The sequence below is a fragment of the Pseudoalteromonas sp. SANK 73390 genome (assembly GCF_054966645.1).
Genome location: NZ_ARPN01000028.1, coordinates 1 through 832, shown reverse-complemented (window position 1 = coordinate 832; position 832 = coordinate 1). Strand labels below are relative to the sequence as shown.

Below are 832 nucleotides of genomic sequence, written 5' to 3'. Positions count from 1 at the left end.
TGTTAATTGTACCGTTTTCCAAACGCCCACCATCAATCACAACACGGTTGTTATTGTCGTAGGTAAACCAATAGCTTTTGGTTTTTCCCATCGGCTTTTGTGCAAGCACTTTGACAGGCTTTGGCTCGGCGTTAAGCGCTGCTGAACGCAGCATAATGGGTGCTGGCTCGGCCATTAATGTTTGCGGCACACTGGCCATGCGCATTAAAGTGTCTGTATTTCGCGATACCCTCACATACACACGTTTTGAGTCTTGTGCACTGAGGTTATCTTTAGTGTTAATAGTGAGATAAAAGCCATAACGAAAGCCAACCTCGATTATCGCCTTTTTATTGACACTAAAGCCTAATCGCACACACAAATAAAAATGGGTGTCATGTTTATTTTTAGCAACAGTTCATAGGAGCATCCATCATGAAAAAAGTTAGCATATTGTCCATTGACCTCGCAAAAAATGTATTTCAATTATTGGGTATTGATAATCACGGTCACCCTTGTTTATCCAAACGCCTGTCTCGAAGCAAGCTTAAAGAAACCATTGTTAACTTGCCTCCCTGTGAAATCGTTATGGAAGCCTGTGCGTCCTCTCATTTTTGGGGTCGAACATGTTTAGCTGCGGGTCACCAAGTCCACTTAATCCCTGCACAACATGTCACCCCTTTTGTGCGTGGTAATAAAAATGATAAAAACGACTGTCTCGCCATTTATGAAGCCAGTCGCCGACCAAACATTCGCTTTGTGCCTGTGAAAACTGAACAACAACAAGCTGTACTTATTCTACATCGCATGCGTGAGCGCGTTTTATCTGCTCGAACTGCTTGTATCAACCAAA

2 protein-coding genes are annotated in these 832 nt (G+C 42.9%); one reads left to right on the top strand and one right to left on the bottom strand.

Features of this window, described 5'->3' with window-relative positions; translation table 11 throughout:
* Nucleotides 1-355, bottom strand: a 355-nt coding sequence (locus SANK73390_RS02530) for a hypothetical protein (RefSeq protein WP_462763135.1), incomplete at its 3' end; no start/stop codon positions are given.
* A gap of 59 nt (nt 356-414) precedes the next feature.
* On the opposite strand from SANK73390_RS02530, the gene SANK73390_RS02525 reads away from it, so the two are divergent.
* On the top strand, nt 415-832 hold a 418-nt coding region (locus SANK73390_RS02525), incomplete at its 3' end, for an IS110 family transposase (protein WP_462763133.1).